The organism is Dictyoglomus sp. SSW, from assembly GCF_055181335.1.
Window position 1 is genome coordinate 429,591 of record NZ_CM143705.1, and the last position, 22,714, is coordinate 452,304.

General features: G+C 32.0%; 24 protein-coding genes. 14 read left to right on the top strand and 10 right to left on the bottom strand.

The window, feature by feature from the left end; genetic code table 11:
- Position 1: 1 nt before the first annotated feature.
- On the bottom strand, positions 2–514 hold the full coding sequence (locus tag ACY3JM_RS01940) for a flavodoxin family protein (protein WP_463083109.1): 513 nt from the start codon (positions 512–514) through the stop codon (positions 2–4).
- 67 nt (positions 515–581) lie between these two features.
- Positions 582–1,022, bottom strand: a complete 441-nt coding sequence (locus ACY3JM_RS01945) for a type II secretion system protein (RefSeq protein ID WP_463083110.1) — start codon at positions 1,020–1,022, stop codon at positions 582–584.
- 177 nt (positions 1,023–1,199) lie between these two features.
- Between ACY3JM_RS01945 and ACY3JM_RS01950 the strand changes: the two genes are divergently transcribed.
- Positions 1,200–2,240, top strand: coding sequence for a glycosyltransferase family 2 protein (locus ACY3JM_RS01950; RefSeq protein ID WP_463083111.1), 1,041 nt, complete (start codon positions 1,200–1,202; stop codon positions 2,238–2,240).
- Entirely contained in the window at positions 2,230–2,829 is a 600-nt protein-coding gene (locus ACY3JM_RS01955) for a glycerol-3-phosphate acyltransferase (protein ID WP_463083112.1), read from the top strand. The genes ACY3JM_RS01950 and ACY3JM_RS01955 overlap by 11 nt, the downstream gene beginning before the upstream one ends.
- A 1-nt stretch (position 2,830) precedes the next feature.
- Here ACY3JM_RS01955 and ACY3JM_RS01960 read toward each other — a convergent pair whose 3' ends face one another.
- Entirely contained in the window at positions 2,831–3,265 is a 435-nt protein-coding gene (locus tag ACY3JM_RS01960; RefSeq protein ID WP_463083113.1) for an OsmC family protein, read from the bottom strand.
- A 109-nt stretch (positions 3,266–3,374) separates the two neighbouring features.
- On the opposite strand from ACY3JM_RS01960, the gene ACY3JM_RS01965 reads away from it, so the two are divergent.
- Both ACY3JM_RS01965 and ACY3JM_RS01970 read left to right on the top strand, forming a co-directional pair.
- Positions 3,375–5,039 (top strand): lamin tail domain-containing protein, encoded by a 1,665-nt coding sequence (locus ACY3JM_RS01965; protein ID WP_463083114.1) that lies wholly within the window; start codon positions 3,375–3,377, stop codon positions 5,037–5,039.
- 5 nt (positions 5,040–5,044) lie between these two features.
- Positions 5,045–6,223 carry a class I SAM-dependent rRNA methyltransferase gene (locus tag ACY3JM_RS01970; protein WP_463083610.1) on the top strand — a complete coding sequence of 393 codons (1,179 nt, stop codon included), beginning with the start codon at positions 5,045–5,047 and terminating at the stop codon, positions 6,221–6,223.
- Here ACY3JM_RS01970 and ACY3JM_RS01975 read toward each other — a convergent pair.
- From ACY3JM_RS01975 to ACY3JM_RS01985, 3 genes are all read right to left on the bottom strand, one after another.
- Positions 6,218–7,399 carry an HD domain-containing phosphohydrolase gene (locus ACY3JM_RS01975; RefSeq protein WP_463083115.1) on the bottom strand — a complete coding sequence of 394 codons (1,182 nt, stop codon included), beginning with the start codon at positions 7,397–7,399 and terminating at the stop codon, positions 6,218–6,220. The two genes, ACY3JM_RS01970 and ACY3JM_RS01975, sit on opposite strands and share 6 nt — an antisense overlap.
- Before the next feature lie 146 nt (positions 7,400–7,545).
- Entirely contained in the window at positions 7,546–8,472 is a 927-nt protein-coding gene (locus tag ACY3JM_RS01980; protein WP_463083116.1) for a GGDEF domain-containing protein, read from the bottom strand.
- Positions 8,469–10,031 (bottom strand): MBL fold metallo-hydrolase RNA specificity domain-containing protein, encoded by a 1,563-nt coding sequence (locus ACY3JM_RS01985; protein WP_463111571.1) that lies wholly within the window; start codon positions 10,029–10,031, stop codon positions 8,469–8,471. The genes ACY3JM_RS01980 and ACY3JM_RS01985 overlap by 4 nt, the downstream gene beginning before the upstream one ends.
- Positions 10,032–10,089: 58 nt before the next feature.
- On the opposite strand from ACY3JM_RS01985, the gene ACY3JM_RS01990 reads away from it, so the two are divergent.
- Both ACY3JM_RS01990 and ACY3JM_RS01995 read left to right on the top strand, forming a co-directional pair.
- Positions 10,090–10,590, top strand: a complete 501-nt coding sequence (locus ACY3JM_RS01990) for a nitroreductase family protein (protein ID WP_463111572.1) — start codon at positions 10,090–10,092, stop codon at positions 10,588–10,590.
- Positions 10,575–11,282, top strand: a complete 708-nt coding sequence (locus ACY3JM_RS01995; protein WP_463083119.1) for an RluA family pseudouridine synthase — start codon at positions 10,575–10,577, stop codon at positions 11,280–11,282. Before ACY3JM_RS01990 ends, ACY3JM_RS01995 begins: the two co-directional genes overlap by 16 nt.
- Here the strand turns inward: ACY3JM_RS01995 and ACY3JM_RS02000 are convergent.
- The 4 genes from ACY3JM_RS02000 to ACY3JM_RS02015 all read right to left on the bottom strand — a co-directional run bounded on the left by ACY3JM_RS02000 (position 11,254) and on the right by ACY3JM_RS02015 (position 15,648).
- Positions 11,254–12,525 (bottom strand): glycoside hydrolase family 1 protein, encoded by a 1,272-nt coding sequence (locus ACY3JM_RS02000; RefSeq protein WP_463083120.1) that lies wholly within the window; start codon positions 12,523–12,525, stop codon positions 11,254–11,256. The two genes, ACY3JM_RS01995 and ACY3JM_RS02000, sit on opposite strands and share 29 nt — an antisense overlap.
- Positions 12,526–12,572: 47 nt before the next feature.
- Positions 12,573–13,400 (bottom strand): carbohydrate ABC transporter permease, encoded by an 828-nt coding sequence (locus tag ACY3JM_RS02005; RefSeq protein WP_463083121.1) that lies wholly within the window; start codon positions 13,398–13,400, stop codon positions 12,573–12,575.
- A gap of 12 nt (positions 13,401–13,412) precedes the next feature.
- The gene (locus ACY3JM_RS02010) at positions 13,413–14,291 is read right to left on the bottom strand and encodes a carbohydrate ABC transporter permease (protein WP_463083122.1); all 879 of its coding nucleotides are present in this window, start codon (positions 14,289–14,291) and stop codon (positions 13,413–13,415) included.
- Between the two features lie 91 nt (positions 14,292–14,382).
- Entirely contained in the window at positions 14,383–15,648 is a 1,266-nt protein-coding gene (locus ACY3JM_RS02015) for an ABC transporter substrate-binding protein (protein WP_463083123.1), read from the bottom strand.
- A gap of 265 nt (positions 15,649–15,913) precedes the next feature.
- Here ACY3JM_RS02015 and ACY3JM_RS02020 point away from each other — a divergent pair, with 265 nt between their 5' ends.
- The 8 genes from ACY3JM_RS02020 (at position 15,914) to ACY3JM_RS02055 (ending at position 22,709) form a co-directional block, all read left to right on the top strand.
- A complete protein-coding gene (locus ACY3JM_RS02020; protein ID WP_463083124.1) occupies positions 15,914–16,312 on the top strand; it encodes a VOC family protein in 399 nt (132 codons plus the stop codon).
- A gap of 2 nt (positions 16,313–16,314) precedes the next feature.
- Entirely contained in the window at positions 16,315–16,719 is a 405-nt protein-coding gene (locus ACY3JM_RS02025; RefSeq protein ID WP_463111573.1) for a nucleoside 2-deoxyribosyltransferase, read from the top strand.
- Position 16,720: 1 nt separating this feature from the next.
- Positions 16,721–17,497, top strand: coding sequence for a glucose-1-phosphate cytidylyltransferase (gene rfbF, locus ACY3JM_RS02030; protein ID WP_463111574.1), 777 nt, complete (start codon positions 16,721–16,723; stop codon positions 17,495–17,497).
- Positions 17,494–18,411, top strand: a complete 918-nt coding sequence (locus ACY3JM_RS02035) for an NAD-dependent epimerase/dehydratase family protein (protein ID WP_463111575.1) — start codon at positions 17,494–17,496, stop codon at positions 18,409–18,411. Before rfbF ends, ACY3JM_RS02035 begins: the two co-directional genes overlap by 4 nt.
- Before the next feature lie 5 nt (positions 18,412–18,416).
- Positions 18,417–18,917, top strand: a complete 501-nt coding sequence (locus ACY3JM_RS02040; RefSeq protein WP_463111576.1) for a dTDP-4-dehydrorhamnose 3,5-epimerase family protein — start codon at positions 18,417–18,419, stop codon at positions 18,915–18,917.
- Positions 18,910–19,992, top strand: coding sequence for a CDP-glucose 4,6-dehydratase (gene rfbG / locus ACY3JM_RS02045; protein WP_463111577.1), 1,083 nt, complete (start codon positions 18,910–18,912; stop codon positions 19,990–19,992). Before ACY3JM_RS02040 ends, rfbG begins: the two co-directional genes overlap by 8 nt.
- A 208-nt stretch (positions 19,993–20,200) precedes the next feature.
- Positions 20,201–21,589 (top strand): lipopolysaccharide biosynthesis protein RfbH, encoded by a 1,389-nt coding sequence (gene rfbH / locus ACY3JM_RS02050; RefSeq protein WP_463111793.1) that lies wholly within the window; start codon positions 20,201–20,203, stop codon positions 21,587–21,589.
- Positions 21,582–22,709 (top strand): glycosyltransferase family 2 protein, encoded by a 1,128-nt coding sequence (locus tag ACY3JM_RS02055; protein WP_463111578.1) that lies wholly within the window; start codon positions 21,582–21,584, stop codon positions 22,707–22,709. Before rfbH ends, ACY3JM_RS02055 begins: the two co-directional genes overlap by 8 nt.
- Positions 22,710–22,714 lie beyond the last annotated feature (5 nt).

The following is a 22,714-nucleotide window of genomic DNA, read 5'->3' on the forward strand; positions in this document are numbered from 1 at the left end:
TTTATTTCTCCTTTCCACAACTTATCATCTTTACATATTCTGCCATCTGTTTACCAAGAAGTCTGCAAGCTTTTTGTTCTGCTTCCTTTGGATATCCAACAGAGACAGCTCCATAATGGGCTGTAACACCTGGAGCTGAGTAGTCTGGAAGTCCAAATACTAAGTATCCATAATTCATAAGAATGGTTAATATGGAATAGAGAGTAGCTTCGTTGCCTCCTCCAAGTCCTCCTGAAGAGGAAAAGGCTGCTCCAATTTTTCCTTTTACTTTTCCCCATGCTACGCTAACACTTTCATCAAAGAATTTTTTAAGTTTCCATGTAAGGGTACCACAATAAGCTGGAGATCCAACTATAATTCCATCGTAATTTAAAAGATCTTCAGGTTTTGCTTCATCTACGTGCTTTAGAGTAACCTCAACTCCTTCTACTTCTTTTACTCCTTTTTCCACTTCTTCTGCCATCTTTTTTGTATTACCAGAAACACTATCATATATGATTAATACCTTGGGCACAAAAATCCCTCCTTATATTCAAAATATCTATCTATTTAGTTATCTTACTATACTTTTGGGTTTTTAATCAACGAGAGTAATAAGTAAGGGCGTAATTTTTAGTAGGGTTATCAGACCTGTAATATATATGATGATAATTATTAGTACTTTCTATCCAGTCCCAAATAGAATCCCAGTCAGTATAATAATCCTGCCAAAAGATTACATTGTATGGTTTATTGTTATATGGGCATATTAAGGGTTCTGGAAAATATTGAGGATTATTAAAAAAATAGGTTGTAAAGGCCCAGGCATCTCCAGTAGGATCAGATCCTCCATCTGGATAGACTCCATTTTTTAAGTAATATAATTCTAAGGATGTTTTTATAATTCTCATGTTCTCAAGTTGAGCATTTCTTTTGGCTTGTTTTATGGCATCAAAATATAATGGGATCGCTATGGCAACCAAAATAGCAATGATAGAAATGGTAATTATGAGCTCCAATAAATTAAAACCCCTCGCCTTCATATTATAAATTTTATAATAATTATAAAAATATTTCAATCTCAGCCTAATCTAAGATCTTCATCTCTGGAGTTAGCATCATGGATTTTTATACGTACACACCAATGCTTGCACATTCTGAGTTTGTTTCATCATTGATATATTGTATTCTCCTTCTTTTTTGTTTATAATATTTTTGAAATGAGGGGTATACTTTATCTATTTTCATGGGGTATAGGGTGGTTGTACTATAAGGCTCTTAAATTTCTTAAGAGGGAAGGTCTGATATCAAGGGACTATAAGATCTCTGTTATCATCCCTGCAAGAAATGAAGAAAGAAATCTTCCCAAGCTTCTTTCTCTTCTTGAAAGGCAAACTTACAGACCTTATGAAATCATAGTTGTAAATGACAATTCTGAGGATAATACAGAAGAGGTAGCAAGAAGATTTAATGTAAAGGTAGTGTCTTTACATGAAGAGCCACCAGCAGGATGGGTAGGAAAGAACTGGGCAATATGGAATGGATATTTAGAATCAAAAGGTGAATTGCTTTTATTTCTTGATGCTGATGTGGAACCAAGAGAAGATTTTATAGAGGTTCTTTTAACAAGTTATGAAAAATATAAAGGATTGGTATCTTGTTGGCCATATCAAAGATTTGAAAGGTTTTATGAGCATTTGAATTTTATATTTAATCTTGGAGCAGTTATTACCATGTCTTCCTTTGGTAAGGAAGGGGCATATGGTCCGGTGATGCTTATATCCAGAGAAGATTATGAGAGAGTTGGAGGACATTTAGAGATAAGAGATAAAGTAGTGGAGGATTTTTATTTTGGAAATCTTTGTATGAAAAATGGAATAAGCGTTACAAACCTTCTTGGGGGAGATCATGTAAAATTTAGGATGTATCCTGGAGGTTTTTGGGATTTATTAGAGGGATTTACGAAGAATACTTTTCAAGCTATATATTCTTTGAGTATTAGGAAGGTTTTATATCTTTTAGCTTGGTTTTATGGAATGTTAGGAAGTTATTTTTATGATGGTATTTTTAATATTTTTTATCTGCTTTTTGTTTTTCAGCTCTACATATTTACAAAGAAATTAGGAAATTATAATATTTTAGATTCCTTTCTTTATCCTTTACATTTTCTTTTCTTTATCTTCGTACTTATCTATTCCACAGTAAGGGGATCCTTTTTAAAATCTGTTTCCTGGAAGGGGAGAAGAATAAATGTGGGATAGTTTGATGATAATTTTTCTTCAATTTCTCTCAGGATCTATGATGTATTCCTATTTTATAGCCAAGCTTCTTAATATAGATTTAACAAAGGTAAGGGATGGTAATCCAGGAGCTTACAATCTCTGGATTTCTACAAATTGGAAAATAGGAATATTGGGTGTGCTTCTTGATTATCTTAAGGGAATGTTTCCTCTTCTTTGGTTTATAAAATATAGGGATCTAAAAGATAGGTTTATAATAACAACAGCTGCTTTGGCAGGAATACTGGGTCATGTTTTCTCTCCCTTTCTTGGAGGTAAAGGGGGAAAGGCTATATCAGTTTCTTTTGGTGCTTGGACAGTAGTAACCGGTCTTCAAGGACCACTTTTTTTAGGTCTTTCCATGTTTATATTTAATCTTACAAAATGGCATGGAGCATCCCCCGAAGAGGATGCTCTCAAGGTATTTTATGGTTTTTTGTGCTTAATTCCCTTTGTAACTTATAAGGTTCTTACTGGAGATATTTATATCTTATATTTCTTTTTAGTCAATTTTATTATTATCATTTATACCCATAGAAGAGAACTTTATAAAGTTCTCGTTAGTGCATAAATTATTCTAAGGATATCTTTAGATTTACAGGATTCTTAATGATATCCGAGACAGGACATCTTCTTTCTACTTCTTTCATGAGCTCTTCAATTTTTGCCTTGTCTACGGGGGTTTCAATCTTAACCCTTACTCTTACTTCATCATATCCAGCTCTTATATTGGGATCTCCCATAAATCCTCTTGGATCAAGATCACCTTCTGTATAAATCTCTACATTCTGGAGAGGGATATTTTTCTCTTTAGCTATTACCTGAATTACAATTCCTAAGCATCCAATTAGGGCTGCTAATACTACTTCTACTGGGTTTGGAGCAGTGTCTTCACCTCCAAGAGAGGGTGGCTCATCCATGTTAATGATGAATTTATCCCTAATTTTTGCCTCTACTTTGAGGTTACCAAGCCATTTTCCCTCAGCCTTAAAAGTAACTTTTCCCATTACTATATACCTCCTTTTTAATTTTAACTTCTGTTATTCTAACATCTCCTACTAAAAAAGTAAATATTTAATAGTTTAATTCATAAAATCCTTGATATATAATATTAACATGAGAAGTAAGGGGTTGACTTTCATAGAGGTAATGGTAGCAATCTTTATCTTAGGACTTATTGTCCTATTCCTTTCAAATTTATTTACCAAAAGCCTGGATTTATTCTTTGGGAAATCAGAAGAAAATGAAATATTTTCTAATGCTCAGATAATTCTTGATAGGCTTGCCAGGGATATAAGGCAGGGAAGGGAAATCTTATATATGAGTACAAATACTCTTACTATAAATCTTAGTACAGGTGTGACTCATACATACTCCATAGTAGTAGGTGCTGATGGTAAAAAATATTTTGCCCTTGATGGACAGATTCTTGCAGGACCTATTGAGAACATAACTTTTACAGGTACAAGGCTTGATAATACTTATACTTCCAATCTTCGTGAAATAAGGTTCATTATATTTACCTTAACTATGACAAATGGAATGAAGTATTCAAGCAATGTGGGATTGAGGGCAGATTTACCAACAAATTTGGGCGGAGTTGTGATAACAGAGATAATGTATGTTCCTCCTACAAAGGATAAATTAGGGAATAATATTGTAACAGCAGATCTCCAGTTCGTTGTAATTTACAATAATACTCAAAATCCTATTGATCTAAGGGGATGGAGTATTAATGGAAATCTATTTTCAGTATCAGTAAACAATACGTGGACTTTATTTCCAGGAAAGTCTGCTGTTATAGGAACAAGGAACTCTAATTTAATCAATTCTTATTATTTCCCTTTACCAGAATATGCTATTTATATAAAGACAAATAGTTCTGGACTTGGAAATGGTGGATTAAGTTTAAATAGTGGTGGAGATACTGTTGTAATAAAAGATAGTTTTGGAAGAATTGTTGACCAAATAAGTTTTACATCTTCTTGGGGTGGTCAACCTGGAAGTACCTCAGGACGATTTAGAGTATGGTATTCCATGGTTAGAAAGTCTCTTTCTTTGCCAACACAAGATGCATCTAATTGGACAAACTCTTCTAATTTAAATTATATAACCTTCCAAGGAAATGTAGCGTATGTAGCATATTGCCTTATGCCTAAATTAGTAATATCTGAGATTATGTATTATCCTTCTCCTTGTACCATACAAAGGTGGAATACGTCAGATCAAAGAATGATGGAATATATTGAGATCCACAATCCCACGTATTCTACTATATCTGTTGAATATGTAAATTGGTTTAATAACTATGCTGTATATACTTCTTCGAATCCTATTATGAGCCTTGTAAGTGAAACATGGACTCTTATGCCTGGAGGGTATATGGTGGTTAGTGGAACTTCTGCAAATATTTTGGATTGGTATGGGTTATCTGGTATAAATTATGCTAAAGTTTCAAATAATGGATTAGGACCATCTTTTGGTGAACTACCTAACGATTCTTATACTTTAACTTTATTAGAGAATCGAAACATTAGTGATAGAGTTATTCGGGTATGTGATGTATATTACAACTCCTCGATGGGCGGTCAACCTGTTCTTGATGGTAATACAGAGAAGTATTATTCTTTGGAATTAAAGAATGTAGGGCTTTTAGGTCTTTTATATGATTCTTCCAATTTCGCATCTTCTACTAAGTTGTGTTATAGTGTCCAAGGATATGATGGAAAATATTATTATATTTATGCCACACCTGGCTCAAAAAATTCTGTATCTCCATGAAAGAGATTAAGAAGGTTATTCTTAAAAAGGGTGTTCATACAAAGATTGTAAGGGGTAATCCATGGATCTATGCCAATGAGATCTCTAAGATTTTAGGGGAGATAAATCCTGGAGATATAGTAGATATTTATGATAGCAGTAATAGCTTTATAGGTAGGGGATATATAAATCCTAATTCAAAGATAAGGGTAAGAATACTTACAAGGAAAGAAGAAGAAATAAATAGGGATTTTTTTAGAGAAAGAATTATTAGGGCATGGGAATACAGAAAAAAAGTTGTGGAAACCTCATCTTGTAGAGTGGTTTTTGCAGAGTCTGATTTTCTTCCAGGACTTATTGTAGATAAATTTGAGGATATTCTTGTTATACAGACATTAACCCTTGGTATTGATAGATTTAAGGAGATAATAGTTGAAGTATTAGATGAAATTTTTAATCCTCGGGGAATATATGAAAGAAATGATGTGCCTGTAAGAGAAATAGAGGGCCTTCCTCAAATAAAGGGTCCTATAAAGGGAGATTTTGATCCTAAGGTAATAATTAATGAAAATGAAGTAAAGATATTGGTAGATGTAGAGGATGGTCAGAAGACAGGATATTTTTTGGATCAGAGAGAAAATAGGAGGGCTTTAAAAGGTTTGGTAGATGGGGCAGAGGTTCTTGATGTATTTTGTTATACAGGGTCTTTTTCTCTTCATGCTTTAAAATATGGAGCTAAAAGAGTTTTAGCGGTAGATTCTTCCAAGATAGCTCTTGAATTAGCCAAGGAAAATGCTAAGTTAAATGGATTTTTAGATAAGATAGAATTTGTTGAGGAGAATGCCTTCCATCTTTTGAAAAATTTTCATAAAGAGGGTAGAAATTTTGATGTGGTGATTCTTGATCCTCCTGCCTTTGCAAAATCCCAGAGGAATCTTGATAATGCTTTAAGAGGGTATAAGGAGATTAATCTTAGGGCTATGAAAATAATAAGGGATGGAGGTTTTCTTATCACTTGTTCATGTTCTCAGCATGTTATACCGGAAATATTCCAAAAAGTAATTGAATCTGCAAGCTATGATGCAAACAGAATATTGCGACTTGTAGAGTTTAGATATCAGGCAAAAGATCATCCTATTCTTTTTTCCCATCCAGAATCGTTATATCTTAAATGTGGAATATACCAGGTTTTAAAAAAATTATAGTTTTATAACAGAGGAAACTTCCTCTTTATTTTCTATTATTATGGAAAAGATTTCCTTGTCTATATATTTTTCAGTAGCTAATTTCTTCATATAACTTAATACTTTATTTTCTGAAAGCCCCAATCTATAGGGTCTATTCTCTAAGAGAGCTGAATAAATATCGGATATAGTGATTATCCTTGCAGGAATTGGGATACTCTCTCCTGATACTCTAAAAGGATAACCTTTTCCATTTAATTTTTCATGGTGATATGAAGCCCATATAGTAATATCTTCGTATGGAAGTCCCTTTTTAAGGGTAAGATAGGTTTTAAAAGGATGTATTTTAATATAATCGGTATCTTTTTTAGATAATTTTTCTTGCTTTAAAAGTATGGAAGGGGGTAATGCTACCTTTCCTATGTCATGTAGATATCCTGCTATTTTTATTTTCTTAATCATTTCTGAATCATAGCCTAATTTTTCTGATAAATAGGAGGCAACATTGGTTACATTTCTTGAATGTCTAACCTGAATCTTACTTCTATAGTCTACGATTCTTGCTACAGCTTTCGAAAGTAGTAAAAGACCATCTATATCTAATTTTAAATCACAGGAGAAATCTTCAGGAGATGGGGTATCATAATTTACCTCAAACCAAAAAGATTCCTTGTTAGATAGGGATAAGAAAGCCTCCATTACATCTTTGTTAAATAATTTTTCTCCTTCTTCCTTTACCCTTTTGATAATCTTGTTTTTTTCCTTTAATATATATTTTTGCTTATTTAATTTATGATCTATAAATTCAGCAAGAAATAAGATTTGGCTCTCCATAGGTACAGGTTCTTCTTTATATATATTTCCTTTCCCAAAATCCCATGCTATATGGTGATATTTTATGATTTTGGAAATATTTTCTAAGAAGGGTATATCAGATATAAAAAGGCTTCCTTTCAAGGCATGCTCGTCTATCTCTTTGGAAGAGTTTTTAAAATTATTGTTACCATTTCCAGCATCGTGTAAAAGAGCAGATATTATTAGGTTATATTTCTCCTTTTCCGATAAATTCAGTTTATCTGCTATGAAGAAAGAAATGTTAGCTACCCGAGAGGAATGTCTCCTTTTTTCAGGTACCTGATTGTCCAAGTTTTCTGAAAAAGCAAGCAAAAATCCAAGTAACGACACTTTTTCTTCCATAATCTCCAAAATTTTAACACAATCCAAATTTTTTTGTCAAAAAAACTTTTGTTAAATTATTTAAAAATTTTTTTAAACAGGTTAAGCCTTATACTTTCTGTCTTTTTATAGATTTTACCCAAAAGGTTTGATTTTTATTTTATTTTTTAGTTAACAATAACTCTATCTTTCCCTTCTTTTTTGGCTTGATACATTAAGTTATCTGCTCTTTCTATGATTTTCTCCTTATTATCATCTTCCTTTACTAAGGTTCCTCCTATGGATACGGTGACATTTAGAATTTTTTCTTCCAAATGTATATGTGAATTTTTTACTAAGATTCTTAATTTTTCAGCAAGCTGATATAAAATATTCTTTTTTTCCAAATCAGAATATACCACAATAAATTCTTCTCCCCCATATCTTCCTACCATATCTGTAGCTCTTATATTATTTTTTAACGTTTCAGCAACGGTTTTTAATACCATATCTCCTATCTTATGTCCATAAGTATCATTAATTTTCTTAAAATCATCTATATCTATAAAAAGTACTCCAAAGCTATGATGATATTTTTGGAATTCATTTATCTTCAAATCTAAATAGTAATCTAAGAATCTTCGGTTGGGAATTTCTGTAAGTTCATCTATATAAGTTTTTCGATAAAGTTCACTTACCATTTTCTTTAAATGTAAAGTTTCGGAAGTCTCTCTGAAAATTTCAACTGCCCCTATAATTTCCCCATTCTTAGCTTTTATGGGATTTACACTTACAAGTACTGGTAATCTTACTCCGTCCTTACGATGAAGAAAAACTTGTTTTTCTACAATTTTATCTTCTTTTATAGCATAAACTAAGGGACACTCTGAAAGACATAGCTCATTTCCCTTTTCATCTATATGTCTAAGGATATTATCATGGCAGTATTTTCCTATAATTTCTTTCTTTTTGTATCCTGTAATTATTTCTGCTGATTTGTTCCAATATATGATTTTTCTATTGGTATCTACAAAATAAATACCATCAGTAATATGCTCTAACAATTTTTTGTAAAAATTTTTAGGAATAATTTTGGTTTTATACTTCTTATTCATATAATTGTTATAGTCTCTCCTTTCTTTGGGTAGATTACTTTGCAAAAATCCTTAAATTGGTCAAAAAAGTCTATATTTTTATCCCTTTCTGTGTGTATAGGTATTAAGTATTCTGGTTTCGCATAATCAACAAGCTTTATTATTCCATCACCATGAATATGTCCACTGGCATGAAAAGGAGATTCTTCTCTTTTTTCTACCAAGTTTCCCCTTATCTCTATGTGGAAGTAATTTAGCCAATTTTCTATCTTTTTTTGATCTATTTTCATCTCTTCATTAAAAGCTTCGCTGGAGGAGAATATATAAGTACCACCATGGGGTAATATATCAAGTAGAATATGAAAGTCATAGTAAGACATACAGAGGATAAAATCATCAGGATTGTTTCTTATTTCTTTTGCGGAGATACCTTTTCCTTGAATATCATGTCTATCTAAAAGGTTCTCTTCCCACGTTTCATAGGAACCTTTTGGTTTTTTGTAAAAGGTTATGTATTCATCTTCCTTAGGGTCAGGATATCCAACCAAGGATAGAGCTTCCAAGAGATATATATCCTTTAGGGTTAATACAAGTCTTTTTCCTACCTCTTTTGCTATTTCCAGAAAACTCATTAATCGATCAATATTTCTTGCTCCAAAATCAGCAATTATATATCCTTTTGAGTTTTTAACAATGTGATATATATTTTCTTTAACATCTTCTTCAGTATATAGGCGATCTACTTTTGGATGGGTACCTTCACATATTAGGACTTTTATTGGTATTTCCTTTAATTTTTCAATAAATTTTTCTGAATGATCTTTGTTTCTTCCATGTAATCTCAGATCTCCTGTATATACAACCCAGCCTATTTTTGTATTTATGGCAAAACTTACTGCTCCCGGTATAGAGTGGTCTACAGGAAAGTAAGTAATCTCAAAAGAACCTATCTTATAAGTTTCATAGTCTATTATGTTAATTGGTTTATTTTCTATATCAATGTTTCTTTTATCCTTTCTTTCAAGCTTATTCCAAAATTCTTCTATCTTAGATATTGATCCATTACCAAAGGTGATATATGGTCTTTTTATAAATTTGTTTCTTTCTGTTTTTAAGACTCCGTTTTCTTGGGTTTTTCTCCTTATTAAGCATAGATCAGATATTATTCTGCTCGTATCTTCTAAGCTTTTTATGATAAGGGATGATATAAGGGATGTAATAATAGGTATATCCTCATGGAGATAGGAAAGGTATCCTACATGATCTAAGTGGGCGTGGGATACAAGAATAGCTATAGGATTTATTTCCCGATACCATGGATGATTTTTAAAGTTTTCCCAAATTTCTGGGATTATTAAATCTTCTCTGTATACTCCTTTCAAAGGGGGTATAAGGTTTAGATGGAAAAGATCATAAATTCCTAAATAACTTCTTGGTCTTAAGAATTCATCAAAGTATTTATTCTCGTCATTGAAATTAATGCCGAAATCTAAAATAAGGGCAGATTCATCCTCTTCTAAGAGTATTTTATTTCCCCCTATACAACTTACTCCATCAAAGAAAGTAAGTTTCAAGCTCATGTTTTATTTTATCATATGATACAATAAGGGAGAAAGAAAAATTGGGAGGGATTTTATCATGCTTGAGACTATTAAAGTTATTAAATCAAGGGTAAGTGTGAGAAAATATTTAGATAAGGAAGTACCAAAGGAAATTTTAGAGGATCTTGTGGATTGTGGCAGATTGGCACCTTCTGGATATAACAGACAGCCATGGGTTTTTTTAGTAGTAACAGATAAAGCTCTTAAAGAGAAATTGGCAGATGTGACGCCATGGGGTAGGTTTTTGAAAGAGGCAGGAGCTGGAATTTTGATCTTTTGTGAAAAAGATGCAGAGACAGCATTAGAGGATGCCTGTGCAGCTGCAGAAAATATTATTATTTCTGCACAAGCATATGGATTGGGTACTTGTTGGATAAATTCGTACAAAAAAGCTCATTCTGAGGATGTTAAGAGACTTGTTAATTGTCCTGATAATCTGGAACTTATGGTTATGCTTGCAGTAGGTTATCCTGCGGAGATACCCCAAAGGCCAAAGAAAAAGGAACTCCATGAGGTTTTAAAGTGGCAGACTTTTTAAATCTTGATATATTGTTTGAAGATAATCATTTACTTGTTTTAAATAAACCTGCAGGTATCCTTGTACAAGGAGATATTACAGGAAAGAAGACTCTTTTACAAGCTGCAAAAGAATATATTAAGATTAAATATAAAAAACCTGGTAATGTCTTTTTAGCTATAGTGCATAGATTAGATAAGCCTGTGTCTGGAGTAATAGTTTTTGCCAGGAATAGCAAATCAGCGGGCAGGCTTTCAGAGGCTTTTAGAGAAAGAAAAGTAGAGAAAATATATTTAGCGTTAGTAAAGGGCATTTTTAGAGAAAAAAGTGGTATTTTAAAAGATTATATTCATTGGGAGGAACCTGAGAAAAAGGCAAAGATTGTATCAGATGGTTCCTTGGGTAAAGAGGCTCTAACATTTTATGAAGTAATAGATGAGGATAAAAATATGTCATTAGTAAAGCTTATACCTTATACAGGAAGAAAGCATCAACTAAGAGTACAGCTTTCAAAAATAGGTCATCCTATTTTGGGAGATGAAAAATATGGAGGGGGTAAAATCTTTAAAGACAAGATATTTCTTCACTGTTATAAATTAACCCTCCTCCATCCTGTAAAGAAGGAGAATATGGATTTTAAAGCTAAGTTTCCAGACTTTTGGAAAGATTTTTGGAGATATGATATTAATAAAGAGATTCCATATCCTCTGTAATTCCATTATTTTTCGCTATTTTAGAGTATAATTCTGCACTTTTTCTCCAGATTCTCTCTTTTGTATCAAAGTTTGTCTCAAAAAGCCCAAATCTTTGTTTAAACCCTTCTGCCCACTCAAAATTATCCATAAGACTCCAATGAAAATATCCCCTTACATCTACTCCTTCTTTTATTGCTTTATGTAATGCTATTAAATGGGATATTAAGTATTTTGGCCTTCTGTCATCTTGGGCATCTGAGATACCATTTTCGGTAATATAGATGGGTTTTTTTGTAAGCTCCCAAAATCTTTTAACTACTTTATAGAAGCCTTCTGGATAGATTTCCCATCCAAAATCTGATCTTTCATTATTGGTAGCTGTATTTATGGAAGGGTTAAAAAAGGTCTTAATTCCCATTAAAATTCTTGTGTAATAATTTATTCCTAAGTAGTCCAATGTATCTTTTGCATATGGGATATTTTCTTTTAAGAGAGGGGAGGAGAATTTACCAGTAATAAGGGTTTCTATGAAAACCCGATTATATATTCTGTCTGCAAAACTTGCAATTTTCCTGTCTATAAAAGATTTGGAATTCAAAGGCTCAATAAGGAGTACATTATAAGCTATACTTACTTCTGCATCTTTTCTTATATCATGGATTAATTTATAGACTTTAGCATGGGCTTTTACCATATTATTTAGTACTTTTAACATCTTTTTTAGGCTCTTTTCCTGGGGAGGAAATTCTCCATAAAGATATGCCATAAAGGCATAGGCATTGGGCTCATTTATGGTCATGTAATATTTCACAAGATCTTTAAATTCACCTACTACTTTTTCCACATATCTTAAATAATAATCAATAGTTTCTGGATTTAGCCAACCTCCTTTTTTAGCTATCCATAGGGGATTTGTAAAATGATGAAGTGTAACAAAGGGCTCTATATTTCTTTTTCTTAAAGAGATGATCATATCTTTGTATCTGTTTAATGCTTCTTCATTGAATTTTCCTTCTTCAGGCTCTATTCTACTCCATTCAATGGAAAATCTATAGGCATTATTATTTAACTTTTGTATTAGGTCAAAATCTTCTCTATATCTGTTCCAGCTATCACAAGCAGATCCTGATATCTGTCCATCTTTGACTTTTCCTTGACTTTCAAACTCCCACCAATCGTTGTAAATATTACCCCCTTCTATTTGGTGAGATGAAGTGGCAGTACCCCAATAAAAATTCTTGGGAAACTCATATTTTACCATCTTATACCTCCCCAAAAAGAAAGATATATATTAGTATATCAAATCCTTTATCTTATTCCAGCTCCTGACATAAGTCCCCTTACAATATATTCTTGTAGAAAAGTATAAATAACAACTACTGGGATAATAGTAACAAAAAGGGCTGCCATCATAGCCCCATAATTGGTTCCGTAAGCGCTGGATACCAGGGAGAGTAATACACAGATAGGTTGTTTCTCTCTTAAGGGAAGGAGAATAAGAGACATAAAGAGGTCATTGTAAGACCAAAGAAATACAAATATTCCGGCTGTGACAAGGGCAGGTATGGAGGTAGGTAATATGATTTTTAGAAAGGTTTGAAGTACAGATGCTCCATCTATATATGCTGCCTCTTCCAATTCTACTGGTATAGATTTCATAAAGCTGGTAATAGTAAGGATGGAGAAGGGGAGAAAACAAGCGGTTTGAAGAAGTATTAGGGAAAGATAACTTCCAGAAAGACGAACTGTTTTGAAAACAATAAGGGCAGGAATTACTATGGAGAAGGCAGGTACTAATTGGGCTCCTACGAGGAAGGAATTTATTAAATTTGCTCTTTTAAAGTTAAGTCTGGCAATAGCATAAGATGCAAGACTTCCTAAAAATAGTACCAGTAAAGTTGTGCTAAAAGAAATAATTGCACTATTTTTAAATCCCTTTAAGAAATTTATATTTCCGTAGTTTGAAAGTTGAAGATAATTTTCTATATGAAAACTTGTTGGAAAAGATAATGGGTTTAGCAATATTTCACTTGTGGGTTTAAAGGAATTTATCATTACCCAATATATGGGGAATAATGTGGTTAGTCCCCATAAGATTAATAATGTATATTTCAAAAGAGAATATAATTTTCTCATTTTGATTCCTCCTTAAGCCTGATATATAATTCTTTCTCTTTTGGTTATTATCTGGGCTATAAGAGAGAGAATTATACCAAGGAATATAATAACAGTACCTATAGCACTTGCATATCCTTGATTTTGTCCTGTAAAGGCCACAGTATAAAGGTAGGTACCTAAGACTTGACTTGCATCCATAGGGCCTCCTCCTGTTATCACATAGACCACATCAAAAACCTTAAATGTACCTATAATTACTAAAGAAATACATACAGCTAAGACATCCCATATAAGGGGAATAGAAATATAAAAGGCTTTTTTAAACTCACTGAATCCATCTATTTTTGCAGCATCATGAATACTTTGAGGAATTTGATATAGAGCAGATAAAATGATGACAAAATAGAAACCTACATATTGCCATATGACAGGTATAAGTACTGCCCATAAGGCAGTTTTGGGGGTAATCCATAAAACCTTTTCTTTACCTAAGAGGGAAAGTAAAGAATTAAGAAGCCCATAATCATAGCTATACATAAGATAGAATAAAAGACCTATTGCGCTTCCTGAAATTATTACTGGAAAAAGATAAATGGTTCTAAAAAATTTATATCCTCTTCTTAAAGTATCTACAATAAGGGCTAAGACAAGAGCTATTCCTATTTGAAAGACAACAGCAAAAAGGAGCAGTATAAAAGTATTTTTTATGGCTTTAATAAAGGATATATCTCTGAAAAGATACTTATAATTTTCTATTCCTATAAAAGATTTGTATTTTGAAAAATCTCTCCAATTAAATAAACTGTAATAAAAAGTAGCAAAAAGGGCATAGTATATAAATATGCCTATGATGATTAAACTTGGTAAAAGAAACCATAATTTATATTTTTTTGTATATTTCTCCTGCATATTATTACCTCCTTAAAAACAAAAATCAAAAGGGGGAGAGGGCTTTTTGTCCCCCTCCCCCCAAAAGATTTATATAAAGGGGGAGTAAGTATTACTTTTGTGCTCTTTCATGAATTTCTTTTGCTTCTTTTAGTAGATCCTTTGCTGATCTTTCTCCTGTAACTACATAGGAAAGTCCTAATCTTATCTTTGTAAAGGCTTCTGGTACAATTTGAGCATCAATTGGCATACAGATAGCTCTTGCTTTTGCCATCATATCAAATCCACTTTTTGCAGCAGGTGAAAGACCAGTAAGATTAACTTTTACTGCAGGAACTCCTGCTATGGATACAAATTTGGCTACAATCTCTGGAGATGTCATGAATTTTACAAATTCAACAGGAAGACCTTTCTTTTCTGCATTTGCCTTTTTGCTAACATACCAACCAGATCCAAAACCACCGATTATGTCAGTGGGATGAGCTTTTCCACCAGGAACTACTGGAAGAGGCATAATAACAGTATTTTCTTTATCTTTTAAGCCTCCTACACACCATGATCCATTAACCATCATACCAGCCTTCTTAGTATAGAAAAGTTCACGAGCTTGATCATCTTTTATAGTAAGTGCATCCTTAGGAAATGCTCCCAATTTATATACTTGTCTAATGTAGTTTAATCCTGTCTCCCAAGATGGATGGAATGGAGTATCGTGACCTTCTGGACCCCCAGCGGAAAGAACAAAAGTCTCAATTAAGTAATAGGATTCAAGAATTGATCCAGCAATTGGGATAATATTCTTAGACTTCAAAATGCTAATAGCTTTAGTGAATTTACTCCACTCAGTAGGGAGAGCAAGATTATATTTCTCAAAAAGATCTTTATTGACAAAAAGTCCTTCGTAGAAACCAATTGTTGGTAATGCATAGATCTTTCCATTATATTCTTTGATATCTCCTTTGTATGTTGTGAATTTTAATGCAGCTTTATTGAAATTATCGCTCCATTTTTTATCCTTTTCTATTTCTTCATCCCAAGCATATACTTTCCCAGTCTTTAATAATGGTACAGCATCAGCTCCAGTAAAGAAGAACATAACATCGGGCTCGTTATCTGTAGCAAAATCTGTTTTTACCTTTGTTCTTATAGCATCATTAGCGGTAGGAACAGCTTCATCTATAATCTCTACATTTGGATATTTCTGCTTAAAAAGAGCCATGGCTTCTTTCCAAGCAGGGGAGAAAGGATCCTCTCCTGTGAAGTATGTAACTACTCTTAATTTAACTGTACTTTGAGCAAAACTCATAAAGGTACTGAGTAATAGTAAAACCGCAATTACTAATAGAAGGGTCCTAAATTTGGGTTTTGAGAAAGACATTTAAAACACCTCCCTATAAATTAGTCAACTAAGTTGACTTTTGGGGAATTATATCATTAACTTTTTATTTAGTCAATATAGTTGACTAAATTTTTTAAAATAATATCCCTTATCCCCAAGTTAATTAAGGAATAAGGATTTACCTATACAATAAAAGGCTTGATGATACTTTTGATAAAATGTTAATATTATCCTTAGAATATGAAAGAACAAAAATAAATATTTTAATAACGCAGAAAAAAATAAAATTTGGGGGAGGTGTACTGTGAATATTAAGCTTGACCACATATCCATTATTGTAAAGGATGTAGATGAAAATATTAGATTTTATAGCGATATATTAGGTTTTAATGTAAAGTTGGATTTTTATGATGAAGGAGAAAAGGCAAGAATTATCTTCTTAAATATGGATAGTTCAATGTTGGAATTAATAGCACCAGATGACCCCCCAATTTATATGGAAAAGAAAAAATGGGAAGATAGGAAAAAGACAGGAGTAGAACATATTGCTTTTTTTGTGGATGATATAGATAAAACTTGTGAATATTTAAGATCAAAGGGCATTGAATTTGTTTTAGGACCTTTGGAATTTCCTGATGGAAAATATGCATATTTTTATGGTCCTGAGGGAATTTTGTTAGAATTAATAAGCTGGAAGATGTAAATATGAAAAAGATATATCTTGCTGTACCTATCATAAATTACTACAATAATGAACTTACGAAAAAATTGGCTAATTTAATACAAGATCTTGGCTTTGAACTTACTTCTCCTTGGGTGCTTTCAGGAGTTGATACAGATATATCTCCCCAAGATGTATTTATCAGAGATACTATGGGAGTTAAGGCCTCGGATATAATTTTGGCAGAAGTTTCCAAACCAAGCCATGGAGTAGGAATGGAGATAATGCTTGCCTATATGGAAGGGAAAAGAATAATACTTTTGGCTAAAAAGGATGTAAAACTTTCGGTCCTTTTGAAAGGAATAAAAGATGCTACTATAATAAGATATGAGGATGAGGGGGAACTTTCTGATAAATTAGGGAAAGAATTGGGGAAAGGAGAAGTTTAAGGTGAAAGTAGTGATTTTAGCTGGGGGTTTTGGGACAAGGTTAAGTGAGGAAACAGATTTAAGGCCAAAACCTATGGTTGAAATAGGTGGTAAACCTATACTTTGGCATATTATGAAAATATATTCCGCTTACGGATTTAATGATTTTATAATCTGTCTTGGATATAAGGGATATATGATTAAGGAATATTTTGCAAATTACTTTATCCACAATAGTGATATTACTATTTCTCTAAAGGAAAATACAATAGAAGTACATAATAACTATTGTGAACCTTGGAGAGTAACTCTTGTTGATACGGGATTAAATACACAGACAGGAGGAAGGATAAAAAGAGTACAAAAGTATATAGGAAATGAAACGTTTATGGCTACATATGGTGATGGGGTTGGGGATATTAACTTAAGAGAACTTTTGGATTTTCACAGAAAGCATGGTAAATATGCTACTGTTACTGCAGTACAACCTTCGGGTAGATTTGGGGCTTTAGATATCAGTGATGAAAATCTTGTGATAAGTTTTGAAGAAAAACCAAAAGGAGATAAAGCTTGGATAAATGGTGGTTTTTTTGTTTTAGAACCTGAAATTTTTGAGTATATATATAGTGATGATACTATTTGGGAGAGAGAATCTTTGGTAAAATTGGCAAGAGATGGACAGCTTGTAGCGTATAAGCATTATGGATTCTGGAAGCCTATGGATACACTAAGGGATAAAAGAGAGTTAGAGGAACTTTGGAATAGTGGTAATCCTCCATGGAAGGTGTGGACTGAATGAAGGTTTTAATTACAGGTGCCACAGGTTTTATAGGATCTCATTTGGTAGAAAATTTAATAAAAAACAATATACATGAAATATTTATATTAAAGAGAAGCACATCAGATATATGGAGAATAAAGGAGTATATAAGTAAAATAAGGGCTTTTGATATAGATAAAGAAGATATAATGGAAATAGTAAAAGATATAAAACCTGATGTGGTAATTCACTTAGCAACATACTATAGGAAATATCACAACTATAGTGATTTACCTTTTATGCTGGAATCAAATATAGGATTTCCCACTAAAATATTAGAAAGTATGGCTTCCATAGGGGTTAGGTATTTTATAAATACTGGTACATTTTTTGAAAAAGTTTATAGTTATGGTTTTCAGAATATATCGTATCCTTTTAATTTATATGCTTCCACTAAGCTGGCTTTTGAAGAAATTTTAAAATTTTATGCTTTTAATTATGGTATTAAAGCTATTACTTTGAGGATCTTTTCTCCTTATGGTTATAAAGATAATCCTAATAAGTTGATACCTTACTTAATAAAAAAGGTAATTAATGATGAGGAAATAGACATGACAGAGGGCTTTCAATCCTTAGATTTTATTTATGTTAAAGATATTGTTGAGGCATATATAAAAGCTATGAACTATATTATTAACATGAAAGGTATATATCAAAGTTTTGATATAGGAACAGGAATTACGCATACTTTACGTGAATTAATACGTCTGCTGGAAAAGATTTCTGGTAAAAAGATAAAAGTTAATTGGGGAAAAATACCTTATTCAAATAATGAGGTTTTTTATAGTAAAGCAGATATATCAAGTACTATAAATTTTTTGAAGTGGATACCTAAATACGATTTAGAAAAGGGATTAGAAGAAACTTTTGAATGTTATAGTATGGGAAGGTGAAAAAAATGGATTTTGGAGATAAGGACTTTTTAAAAATTAAAGGAGTAAAAGGTAATTACATCCAAGGAGTATATATAAAACAGTTAACTAAGATTCCGGATGAAAGAGGAGTAATATATCACATGTTAAGGGCTGATGACCCTATTTTTGAAAATTTTGGAGAGATATACTTTTCTTTAGTATATCCTGGGGTTATAAAAGGTTGGCACCTTCATAAGAAGATGATATTGAATTATGCTGTGATTCAAGGGATGATAAAACTTGTTTTATATGATGATAGAGAAGATTCCCCAACAAGAGGTAATTTGATGGAGATATTTATGGGAGAAGAAAATTATTTATTAGTAAAAATTCCTCCTATGATATGGAATGGTTTTAAAGGAATAGGTACTAAAACTGCTATAGTTGCAAATTGTGCCTCTATACCCCATGATCCAGAAGAAATAATAAGGTTAGATCCTTTTACAGATAAAATACCTTATGATTGGTCATTGAAACATGGCTAATATTTTTCAAAACTATAGAGGCAGAAAAGTATTAGTGACAGGACATACTGGGTTTAAAGGGTCTTGGCTTACACTATGGCTAAGTGAATTAGGTGCTGAGGTAATAGGTTATTCCTTAGAACCCCCTACTAATCCCTCACTATTTGAGATTTTAAATTTAAAAGAAAGAATAATTCATATTGTAGGTGACATAAGAGATGAAGAAAGTCTTAGAAAAGTATTTAGAAAATATAAGCCAGATATAGTTTTTCACTTAGCTGCCCAACCTTTAGTAAGGTATTCTTATATAGCTCCTCGTTATACTTATGAAGTAAATGTTATGGGTACAGTTAATTTATTGGAGGCTGTTAGAGATACTGATAGTGTAAAAGTTGCAATTATTGTAACAAGTGATAAATGTTATGAAAATAAAGAGTGGTTTTATGGATACAGAGAAATTGATCCTATGGGTGGATATGATCCTTATAGTTCAAGTAAAGGATGCGTTGAACTAATTGTATCAGTTTATAAGAGAAGTTTTATGGATAATTTAGGAATTGCTTTATCTTCCGTTAGAGCAGGTAATGTTATAGGGGGAGGAGATTGGCAAGAAGATAGACTAATTCCAGACTGTATAAGGGCATTGTCAAAAGGAGAAGCTATAAAGATTAGGAAACCAAAGGCAATAAGACCATGGCAATATGTTTTAGAACCTCTTTATGGATATCTTCTTTTAGGTGTTAAAATGTTAGAAAACAGAGAAAAGTTTAGTGGAGCATGGAATTTTGGACCTTCAGATACAGATATTTTAACAGTAGAGGAGGTTACGAAAAAGGTAATAGAATATTGGGGGGAAGGGGAATATGAGATTTTGGAAAAGGAAGATGATTTTCATGAGGCTACGCTTTTAAAACTTGATTGTAGTAAGGCCCACTTTTTGTTGAATTGGTATCCTGTGTATGACATAAATGAAGCATTAAAAAGGACGGTAAATTGGTATAAAAGATATTATGATGGGTATTCCCAGGATATGTATGCATATTCTCTTATGGAAATACAGAACTATATAAGAAAGAGGCAGGAAAAAGGAGAGTAAAGGAGGAGATTGTACTTTGGAAGCTGGAGATATTTGTTTTTGTAATCTTCCATTAGAAGAGACAAATAGTCAAGGAAATTATTTATTTGTTATAGATAACAAAGAAAATAATGTTTTGGGGGCTTTAATAACTATTGGCGAGAATATTGGTGGGATATGTATAAGGCAAGAGGAAATAGAAGAGAGTAGTTTACCAGGGGATTTTTGGATGAGGCTATATAGACTTTATAGTGTACCTCAAAAGTCATGTAAAAAAATAGGTAGGGTCAAAAAAGAATGCCTTGATAGGATTTTGCGAGAATTTGTAAAATATGCGGGAAATATATATTTCTCTAATTTTCACAAAAATAAGATACTCAAAACAATTCCCCCGTCGGGTAAAGTACTAGATGAAGATGATTTGGACAATCTTATAGATGCTTCCTTAGATCTGTGGTTAACAGCAGGAAGATTTGCTGATGAATTTGAAAAAGAATTTCCTAAATTTTTAGGAAGAAAATATTGTGCTTTAGTGAATTCGGGATCATCTGCTAATTTAATAGCCATATCTGCCCTTACTTCTTATAAATTAGGAGATAGGAGATTAAAGCCAGGAGATGAGGTTATTACAGTTGCAGCAGGTTTCCCAACTACTATTTCTCCAATTGTACAAAATAATCTTATACCTGTATTTTTAGACGTAGATTTAGGAACCTATAATGTAAATATTAAACAGTTAGAAAATGCAATTACGGATAGGACGAAAGCCATATTTTTGGCTCATACCTTAGGTAATCCTTTTAACTTGGATAGAGTTAAAGAAATAGCAGATAAGTACGATTTATGGATTATAGAGGATAATTGTGATTCTTTAGGATCAAAGTATAGAGGAAAGTATACTGGAACATTTGGAGATATAGCGACAGTAAGTTTTTATCCTGCCCATCATATAACAATGGGGGAAGGAGGTGCAGTTTTAACAGATGATCCTAATTTATACAGAATAATATTGTCCTATAGAGATTGGGGGAGAGATTGTTGGTGCCCACCTGGAAAAGATAATACATGTGGAAAAAGATTTAGCTGGAAACTTGGTGATCTTCCTTTGGGATATGATCATAAATATATATATTCTCATTTAGGTTATAATTTAAAAGCAACGGATTTTCAAGCAGCATTAGGATTATCCCAATTAAAGAAACTTCCTTATTTTATTGAAAAAAGAAAAGAGAATTTTAATATGTTATATGAAGGATTTAAAAAGGAGAAATTAGATGAATATTTTATACTTCCTCAATGGCTTGATCATGCAGAACCAAGTTGGTTTGGTTTTATATTAACTATAAAAGATAATGCCCCGTTTAAAAGGAAAGAATTATTGGAGTTTTTAGAAGGAAGTGGTGTAGAAACAAGATTACTTTTTGCAGGAAATATTTTACGACAGCCAGCCTTTGTATATAACGAAATTAAATACAGGGTTGTAGGAGAATTGAAGAATACAGATAAAATTATGCAGGATACATTTTGGATAGGAGTTTGGCCAGGCATAAATAGGGAGCATATAGAATATATAATAGAAAAGTTTAAGGAATTTATTAATAAAAGGGGTAATGTATAAAAATATAAAAAACAGTATTCAAGATCAGCCTAAAATCTCTATTGTCTTACTTAACTGGAATGGTTGGAGAGATGCTGTTGAATGCTTAGAATCTCTTTTCCAGTTAAATTACGATAATTATGATGTTATATTAGTAGATAATGGATCTTTTGATGATTCTGTGGAGAGAATAAAAGAGTATTGTGAGGGTAAAATAAAGGTTAATTCAAATTATTTTCATTACAATTTTGATAATAAACCTATTAAAATCTTAGAGTTTTCTGAAGAAGAAAACATAGATATAAAGGACTTAGAGGAAATTGTTGCTTTAGATTTATATAACAAAAGACTATTTTTAATAAAAACCAAAGAAAATTATGGTTTTGATAAAGGAAATAACATAGGTATTCAATTTGCAATTAGAAAGTTAGATCCAGACTATATTCTAATAATTAGTAATGATGTGGTTGTAGATAGGAATCTTTTGACAAATTTGATAAAGATAGCAGGAAAGGATGTGGGTTTAATTCAACCCAAAATTTATAATTACTATGATCTTTCGATAGATAATTTGGGTTTTTCTTGTGATGTTATAGGTAATACAAGACCTATAAAAAACTTAAAAAGGAGTAAACTTTTTTATTTAAGTGGTGCATGTCTTCTAATAAGCAAAGATTTAATTTTAGGGATTGATAAGGATGGAAAATTGTTTGATGAAAAATTATATGCATACTTTGAAGATGCAGATCTATCTTGGCAAGCAAGGTTATTAGGATATGATATTAAAGTTTGTTTAGACGCAATATGTTATCATAAGGGATCACAGACTACTAAAAAATTTAATCTCGATACATTTTATTTGGACTATAGAAATAAACTTAGAGTTTTAATTAAAAATTATTCATTAATTAATATTATTATGTTTTTATCTTTAAATGTATTAATCAAATTTCTTACTGTTTCTTTCAAGACGGCTTCTTCTTTTAATTCTGGATATTTTAAATCTTATATAAGGGCATTAGTTTGGAATATAAGAGAGTTTAGAGATACTATAAGGCAAAGAGTAGTAATACAGAGTAAAAGAAAAGTTAGGGAGAGAGAAATAATAAGGTATATGGAGATTATTCCTTTTTTTATTTAAAGAAG

Excerpts from the sequence above, each read along its gene's own strand:
- ACY3JM_RS01945 (WP_463083110.1), bottom strand. The coding sequence starts at position 1,022 with ATGAAGGCGAGGGGTTTTAATTTATTGGAGCTCATAATTACCATTTCT.
- ACY3JM_RS01950 (WP_463083111.1), top strand. The coding sequence starts at position 1,200 with ATGAGGGGTATACTTTATCTATTTTCATGGGGTATAGGGTGGTTGTAC.
- ACY3JM_RS01955 (WP_463083112.1), top strand. The coding sequence starts at position 2,230 with ATGTGGGATAGTTTGATGATAATTTTTCTTCAATTTCTCTCAGGATCT.
- ACY3JM_RS01960 (WP_463083113.1), bottom strand. The coding sequence starts at position 3,265 with ATGGGAAAAGTTACTTTTAAGGCTGAGGGAAAATGGCTTGGTAACCTC.
- ACY3JM_RS01965 (WP_463083114.1), top strand. The coding sequence starts at position 3,375 with ATGAGAAGTAAGGGGTTGACTTTCATAGAGGTAATGGTAGCAATCTTT.
- ACY3JM_RS01975 (WP_463083115.1), bottom strand. The coding sequence starts at position 7,399 with ATGGAAGAAAAAGTGTCGTTACTTGGATTTTTGCTTGCTTTTTCAGAA.
- ACY3JM_RS01980 (WP_463083116.1), bottom strand. The coding sequence starts at position 8,472 with ATGAATAAGAAGTATAAAACCAAAATTATTCCTAAAAATTTTTACAAA.
- ACY3JM_RS01985 (WP_463111571.1), bottom strand. The coding sequence starts at position 10,031 with ATGAGCTTGAAACTTACTTTCTTTGATGGAGTAAGTTGTATAGGGGGA.
- ACY3JM_RS01990 (WP_463111572.1), top strand. The coding sequence starts at position 10,090 with ATGCTTGAGACTATTAAAGTTATTAAATCAAGGGTAAGTGTGAGAAAA.
- ACY3JM_RS02000 (WP_463083120.1), bottom strand. The coding sequence starts at position 12,525 with ATGGTAAAATATGAGTTTCCCAAGAATTTTTATTGGGGTACTGCCACT.
- ACY3JM_RS02005 (WP_463083121.1), bottom strand. The coding sequence starts at position 13,400 with ATGAGAAAATTATATTCTCTTTTGAAATATACATTATTAATCTTATGG.
- ACY3JM_RS02010 (WP_463083122.1), bottom strand. The coding sequence starts at position 14,291 with ATGCAGGAGAAATATACAAAAAAATATAAATTATGGTTTCTTTTACCA.
- ACY3JM_RS02015 (WP_463083123.1), bottom strand. The coding sequence starts at position 15,648 with ATGTCTTTCTCAAAACCCAAATTTAGGACCCTTCTATTAGTAATTGCG.
- ACY3JM_RS02025 (WP_463111573.1), top strand. The coding sequence starts at position 16,315 with ATGAAAAAGATATATCTTGCTGTACCTATCATAAATTACTACAATAAT.
- ACY3JM_RS02035 (WP_463111575.1), top strand. The coding sequence starts at position 17,494 with ATGAAGGTTTTAATTACAGGTGCCACAGGTTTTATAGGATCTCATTTG.
- ACY3JM_RS02040 (WP_463111576.1), top strand. The coding sequence starts at position 18,417 with ATGGATTTTGGAGATAAGGACTTTTTAAAAATTAAAGGAGTAAAAGGT.
- rfbG (WP_463111577.1), top strand. The coding sequence starts at position 18,910 with ATGGCTAATATTTTTCAAAACTATAGAGGCAGAAAAGTATTAGTGACA.
- rfbH (WP_463111793.1), top strand. The coding sequence starts at position 20,201 with ATGAGGCTATATAGACTTTATAGTGTACCTCAAAAGTCATGTAAAAAA.
- ACY3JM_RS02055 (WP_463111578.1), top strand. The coding sequence starts at position 21,582 with ATGTATAAAAATATAAAAAACAGTATTCAAGATCAGCCTAAAATCTCT.